General features: G+C 48.6%; 8 protein-coding genes. 7 read left to right on the forward strand and 1 reads right to left on the reverse strand.

All coding sequences use genetic code 11. The features are described from left to right. Positions 1-88: 88 nt before the first annotated feature. The 7 genes from CAG65_RS09215 (at position 89) to CAG65_RS09245 (ending at position 4,145) form a co-directional block, all read left to right on the forward strand. Complete coding sequence (locus CAG65_RS09215) at positions 89-502, forward strand: DUF1090 domain-containing protein (protein ID WP_337247550.1); 414 nt, start codon at positions 89-91, stop codon at positions 500-502. A gap of 81 nt (positions 503-583) precedes the next feature. Further along, positions 584-1,501, forward strand: coding sequence for an EamA family transporter (locus CAG65_RS09220; protein ID WP_161453436.1), 918 nt, complete (start codon positions 584-586; stop codon positions 1,499-1,501). An 18-nt stretch (positions 1,502-1,519) separates the two neighbouring features. Beyond that, positions 1,520-2,077 (forward strand): GNAT family N-acetyltransferase, encoded by a 558-nt coding sequence (locus tag CAG65_RS09225; RefSeq protein WP_161453437.1) that lies wholly within the window; start codon positions 1,520-1,522, stop codon positions 2,075-2,077. A 96-nt stretch (positions 2,078-2,173) separates the two neighbouring features. Continuing rightward, positions 2,174-2,704, forward strand: coding sequence for a shikimate kinase (locus CAG65_RS09230; RefSeq protein ID WP_040902568.1), 531 nt, complete (start codon positions 2,174-2,176; stop codon positions 2,702-2,704). Between the two features lie 24 nt (positions 2,705-2,728). Then, complete coding sequence (locus CAG65_RS09235) at positions 2,729-3,391, forward strand: glutathione S-transferase family protein (protein ID WP_021705349.1); 663 nt, start codon at positions 2,729-2,731, stop codon at positions 3,389-3,391. Between the two features lie 48 nt (positions 3,392-3,439). Beyond that, a complete protein-coding gene (locus CAG65_RS09240) occupies positions 3,440-3,745 on the forward strand; it encodes an NIPSNAP family protein (RefSeq protein ID WP_021705348.1) in 306 nt (101 codons plus the stop codon). 22 nt (positions 3,746-3,767) lie between these two features. Further along, entirely contained in the window at positions 3,768-4,145 is a 378-nt protein-coding gene (locus tag CAG65_RS09245; RefSeq protein WP_161453438.1) for a nuclear transport factor 2 family protein, read from the forward strand. 39 nt (positions 4,146-4,184) lie between these two features. On the opposite strand, the gene CAG65_RS09250 is transcribed toward CAG65_RS09245, so the two are convergent. Continuing rightward, positions 4,185-5,888 carry an FAD-dependent oxidoreductase gene (locus CAG65_RS09250; RefSeq protein ID WP_161453439.1) on the reverse strand — a complete coding sequence of 568 codons (1,704 nt, stop codon included), beginning with the start codon at positions 5,886-5,888 and terminating at the stop codon, positions 4,185-4,187. Positions 5,889-6,085 lie beyond the last annotated feature (197 nt).

Consider the following 6,085-nt stretch of genomic DNA (forward strand, 5'->3'; position numbering starts at 1 on the left):
GATTGGGTATCAATATCCGCTCAATGCTTGCTCGTGAACCCGGGCAGGGGTAGCCTTGCATTATAGGAATAAACTGGGAGATATGTCTGTGAAATTGTTACGTTTAAAATCTGTTATTCGTGTACCTGTTGGCCTGTTGAGCTTCGTGATAGGAGGACAGGCATTCGCCAATGATTGTCAGGATCTGTCCGGTTGTGAGCGGAAATTTTGCGAAATTGAAAGCCAGATCCAGATCGCCAAGGACGAGGGGAATCCGTTTAAACTTTCCGGGCTAAATAAAGCGTTGAAAGAGGCAAAAACACATTGTAGCGACGATCAACTGCAACAAGAGCTGACTAACGAGATTGACGAGCTTAACCGCGACATCGCCGAGTACCAAGCCGATCTTGAAGATGCTAAAGCCAAGGGAAAACTCGATAAGGTCAGCAAATACAAGCGTAAGATTGAAGAAAAGCGCCAGGAGTTGAAGCAACTTCAACAAGAGCTTCAACGTTTTAGCTAATCAGGTAAGGTGCTTCCTGAATAATACAGTAGATGATGGTGAACGGTTGCCGGGGAATGGGACCGTCTAAGTAGAGCTGAAATGGATGTCAAAAGTATTGCCTGCGCTTGTTTAGTGGTGCTGATTTGGGGCGTGAATTTCTCCGTCATCAAATTTGGCTTGAACGAACTCCCGCCGATCTTGTTCTCTGGGTTAAGGTTTCTGGTTGTTGCAATTCCTGCGGTTTTTCTGGTTCCGTTCCCCAAAACGTCGATGTGGAATGTGATCGGCGTTGGGCTCTTTCTTGGTATCCTGAAGTTCAGTTTTTTGTTTGTTGCCATGAAAACAGACGCTTCAGCAGGTATCTCTTCGCTGTTGCTGCAAGCACAAGTTCTGTTTACGGTTTTGCTGAGCGTGTTGATGTTTAAAGAGAGCATCAGCCGATTTCAGATATCGGGAATGTGCCTAGCCACGACGGGCTTTAGCCTGTTCTTTTTCACCGCCAATGGCAGTGCTACGTTACTGGGGGTGACACTAATTTTGTGTGCTGCGTTGTTTTGGGCTTTCTCTAATCTAATCATGAAACGTATGGCGGGAGTGAATCTGCTGCATTTTATGGTCTGGGTGAGTCTCATCCCGCCGCTACCTTTGTTTGTCGTTTCCTATATGTTTGAAACTCAAGAGCCGCTTCGCGTCTTGATGGCAACAACCAGTCAGTCATGGTGGTCGTTGGCTTATGTCGGGTATGTTTCGACTTTGATTGCGTTTGCTCTGTGGGGATGGTTGCTGAGACACCATTCGGCCGCGCTTGTGACACCGTTTGCTTTGCTTATCCCTATTGTTGGTGTCGCCGCTTCATCGCTTTTACTCAACGAAAAAATGAGCGGACTGGAGGTGATTGCGGGTGCACTGATACTGCTGGGTCTGTCGGTTTCTGTACTGGGAGAGCGAGTCGCGAGTGCTGTAATCAAACGTGTCAGGCTTAGAACGGCCGTCAGACAAAAAGCAGACACGAATTAATCAACGAAAGAGGAACGAATGAGTAAGAAAGAATTGTTTTTTCCAAGTTTGGAAACAGAGCGTCTGGTGTTACGTCCACTGGATATGGGGGATGCAGAGCCTTTGTTTGCTATCTTTTCCGATGATGAAGTCATGCGATACTGGAATTCGCCTCCCTGGCAAACAATTGATGATTCAAAAGCGTTTATTCAAGCCAGCCACAGCGCCATGGTAAGTGGGGAGTCGTTAACTCTGGGTATGTACCTGAAAAGCAACGAACAGCTTGTCGGTAAGTGCATGTTGTTCAGTTACAGTGCACATTCCCGCCGTGCTGAGATTGGTTTTGGCTTAGGAAAGGCGAATTGGGGGCAAGGCTACGTGCGCGAAGCCGCGAATGCTTTGATTGAATACGGGTTTGGCCAGTTGTCATTGCGCAGAATCGAAGCGGAAATTGATCCGTTGAATACCTCTTCTGCCAATGCATTGGAAAAACTGGGTTTTGTGCAGGAAGGGATGTTACGCCAACGTTGGGAGATCGACGGCGTTATCTCTGATTCCGCATTGTACGGGTTGCTTACCAGTGATGTGACCCAATAGGAATAAAACGACATCTGCGTCGCAGGTGAATAACGCCAAGTGGACACATAACACTGGGTATTTGGAAAGGCCGAATTGCGTTACGGGGACGCTAAAATGCAAAAGATTAATGTCGTTGGCACAAGTGGTAGTGGTAAGTCGACATTTAGTCGTCAGTTGGCGGATAAACTGCGTTACCCGCATGTGGAGATGGATGCTTTGTTCTGGAAAGCAAATTGGCAGGAGTCCAGTGATGACGAATTTTTCGCCGCTTTAATCCAGCGTCTTGAAAGGGACTGCTGGGTATTGGATGGGAATTACAACCGCACGGTACCGATCAAGTGGTCTAACGTGGATACGGTAATATGGATTGATTATTCATTTTCACGAACGGTGTATCAGGCAGTCACAAGGGCGTTGGTACGTTCGGCTACCCGCAAGGAGATCTGGCCTGGAACAGGCAACGTGGAAACATTCAGGAAGTCGTTTTTTAGCAAAGAGTCTGTCGTGTGGTGGAGCATTAAGCACTTTCATCGTAACCGAGAGCGGTATCAGGCAATGAGTCAGGATCCGCAGTTTGAACACATTCGCTTTGTTCGTCTGACCAGCCCCAAAATGGCGCAGGAATTTATTCACCAACAAGCTTAATCTACGGCATAGAAAGGAATCACCATGTATCAACTCTATTATTATCCGAACAACGCCAGCTTGGCACCGCACTTTTTACTGCACGAGATGCAGCTTGACTACACGCTGTTACTGGTTGATAAACAGACGAATTCACAAAAGTCGCCGGAGTATCGTAAACTCAATCCTGCTGGGCGTATACCGACATTGGTGGACAATGGACAGGCCATTTTTGAAAGCCCTGCGATCTGTATTCATTTGTGTGAGTCTCACCCTCAATATGGATTGATCCCGCCATTAGGTGATCCTCTTCGGCCGATGTTTTTTCAGTGGTTAGCTTATTTAAACAACACTTTACAGGCTGAGCTGATGGTTCGTTATTACCCACACCGCCACACTACGGATGACAGTACTATTCCTCATGTGGTGGCGGCGCAGGACGAACGAATCGCGGAAGCACTCGCGTTGCTCGATCAACAACTCGCAGATCACGAATACCTGCTTGGCGAGCGAATCAGTGCATGTGATTTCTTTTTGTTTATGCTGGCGGAATGGTCATTACCCGTGGCACGCTCGCCGCTGACGTTTCCCCATCTGGCGTCTTACCTCAGGCGCTTATGCGAACACCCGACCATCAAGGCGGTTTGTGAGCTGGAAGACATTGATCTGAGTCCGTTTATTTATGGGAGTCTGCCGGACGCCAGATGAAGCGGGGCACGTTACCTACTTCAACACGATAAGAGTAAGGAGAACTCTATGATCACCTGTTATTTGCGATACGTTATTGATCCCAAGAAAGTCGATCTGTTTGAACAATATGCCAAAATGTGGATTCCGTTGGTCGAAAAGTTTGGCGGACAGCATCACGGATATTTTCTGCCATCAGAAGGGGTGAGTAATGTGGCGCTGGCTTTATTCACGTTTGAGTCGTTGAGTGCTTATGATAAGTACCGCTCCGACTCTTTTCAGGATGATGCGTGTAAGGCCGCGTTTGCGTTTGCTGAAGAAACCGACTGCATTATTAGCTATGAGCGCAGCTTCTTCCGCCCGGTATTGGATTAAACGAATGCACGAGGGGGTCGAGATGCAACGTAAAGACATTGAGGATAGTGAGCTGAGGCTGAAACGAGCAATGTTGGAATCGGACGTGATGACGTTATCCGATTTACTGTCAGACTCGCTGATATTCGTCAATCACCTTGGTCAGCGCATAGGCAAAGCGGCGGATATTGCAATGCATCAGGCCGGGCAACTGAAACTAGGCGTGATCGAGCTGTCAGAAATGCAGATCATACTGTTAGCTGATTCAGCAATCGTGCAGACCAATGCGGCCATTGAAGGTCGTTATGAAGGACAGGAAGCAAGTGGTGAGTTTGTTTTTACTCGTGTATGGGCGAGGGAGAACAACATGTTAAGAGTTGTCGCAGCGCATGCGTCATTGTTACTGCCACAAAATGGTTAGCACAGAGAGGGAGAGCATAAGCTCTCCCTCTTCGTTCTATCAAGCTTGTGAGAACTTGTAAGTGCGGTAACCGCCTAACAGGTTTCTGGCGCGGAAACCATTGTTTACTAACTGACGATAAGCAACATTACCGCGTAATCCAACCTGACAGTAAATAATGATTTCTTTGTCTTTGGGCAGTTCATTCAAGCGATCCCTTAATTGATCGACCGGAATATTGATGTCCCCGGCGATGTGGTTATTGTTGTCGCGTTCACCCGGATTACGCACATCCAGAATGATCTGCTCGTCACCGAGTTGATCCATATCGTGGTAGTGAATGGCTTTGGCATCACCCTTCATGATATTGCTGGCAACGAACGCCGCCTGGTTGATGACGTCTTTGGCGCTGCCATAGGGCGGTGCATAGGTCAGTTCCAGATGTTGAAGTTGTTCAACGGTCATACCAGCACGCTGCGCCACCGCCATGACATCAATACGCTTGTCGACACCGTCCTTTCCAACAGCTTGTGCGCCGAAAATCCGGCCGGAAACAGGGTCAAACAAGAGCTTAAATGACACCACTTCAGCGCCAGGGTAGTAACTGGCGTGGCTGGCGGTATGTACGTAGACTTTCTCGTACACAAGGTTTTCTCGCTGAAGTTGTTTTTCGTTTTTACCGGTGGAGGCCACGGCCAGATCAAAGACTTTACAGATTGCCGTGCCTTGTGTTCCCTGATAAGACTCACTCCGACCCAGCATGTTGTCTGCGGCCATACGTCCTTGTCGGTTCGCTGGCCCTGCAAGAGGCACTAAGGTCGGTTTACCCGTGATGAAATCAGCTTCCTCAACGGCATCGCCAACAGCGTATATGAAGGGATCGCTGGTTTGCATGGCTGCATTCGTGGCAATACCGCCAAGTTCACCGAGTTGTAAACCCGCCTGGCTTGCCAACGTGGTTTCGGGACGTACGCCAATTGCCATGATGAGAATGTCAGTCACCAATGTGTCACCATTGTTGAGGGACAGCGTCAACTCGCCTTCAATGTGTTGGTGCTCATCGCTCTCTCCGGAGTCCTGACTGGCCATCGAGGGGTTAAGTTGGTACTCAACAGACTCTAAAGCGACGCCAAGACGAAGATCGATGCCCTTGCTTCGGATCTCTTCGTGTACCAGACCTGCCATCTCCCGGTCGACGGGAGTCATAACCTGGTCAGCCATCTCTATTAAGGTCGTTTTGATACCGAGTTGGTGGAATGCCTCCATCATTTCCAGGCCAATGAAACCACCGCCGACAACAGTGGCGTGTTCAGGCTTGTTCATTTGTAGTGTCCGGAGGACTTTGTCCATATCAGGAATATTACGCAGTGAATGCGTCAATGGGTTGCTCAAACCTGGGATCGGTGGAACGATCGGATCTGCCCCCGGGCTGAGCAGCAAAAAGTCGTAGCTTTCGGTATATTCGTTGCCATCAACGAGGTTTTTGATCGTGACCTTTTTGGCGTTGCGGTCTATGTGGGTTACTTCGTTCATGACACGTACATCGACGTTGAATCTCGCCTTGAAGCTTTCTGGTGTCTGAAGGAGGAGGTTACTGCGTTCCTTGATGTCACCACCAATGTGGTAGGGCAGACCACAGTTGGCGAAAGAAACGAACGGCCCCCGTTCAAACATGATGATGGTTGCGTCTTCACTCAGTCTGCGAGCACGAGCTGCCGCGGAGGCACCGCCTGCCACGCCACCAACGATCACTATTTTTGTCATATTCTCACTCCGCTTAATTTGGTTGACGCTTTCGTGCCGTCCCAGTTTTCTCAAAATTGCCGCTGCCGGACATAGTTCCGTGAATGAACTTTGAATTAGGTTCAGGCCAATAAATGTCGTTGACCATACAAAGCCAGGATGAACAAAGCGGTTAACAGTAATGAAATTAGAATTATACTGCCTGCCAATACTCTAAC

Source organism: Vibrio sp. V39_P1S14PM300 (genome assembly GCF_009904765.1).
GTDB classification, from domain to species: Bacteria; Pseudomonadota; Gammaproteobacteria; order Enterobacterales; family Vibrionaceae; genus Vibrio; species Vibrio proteolyticus.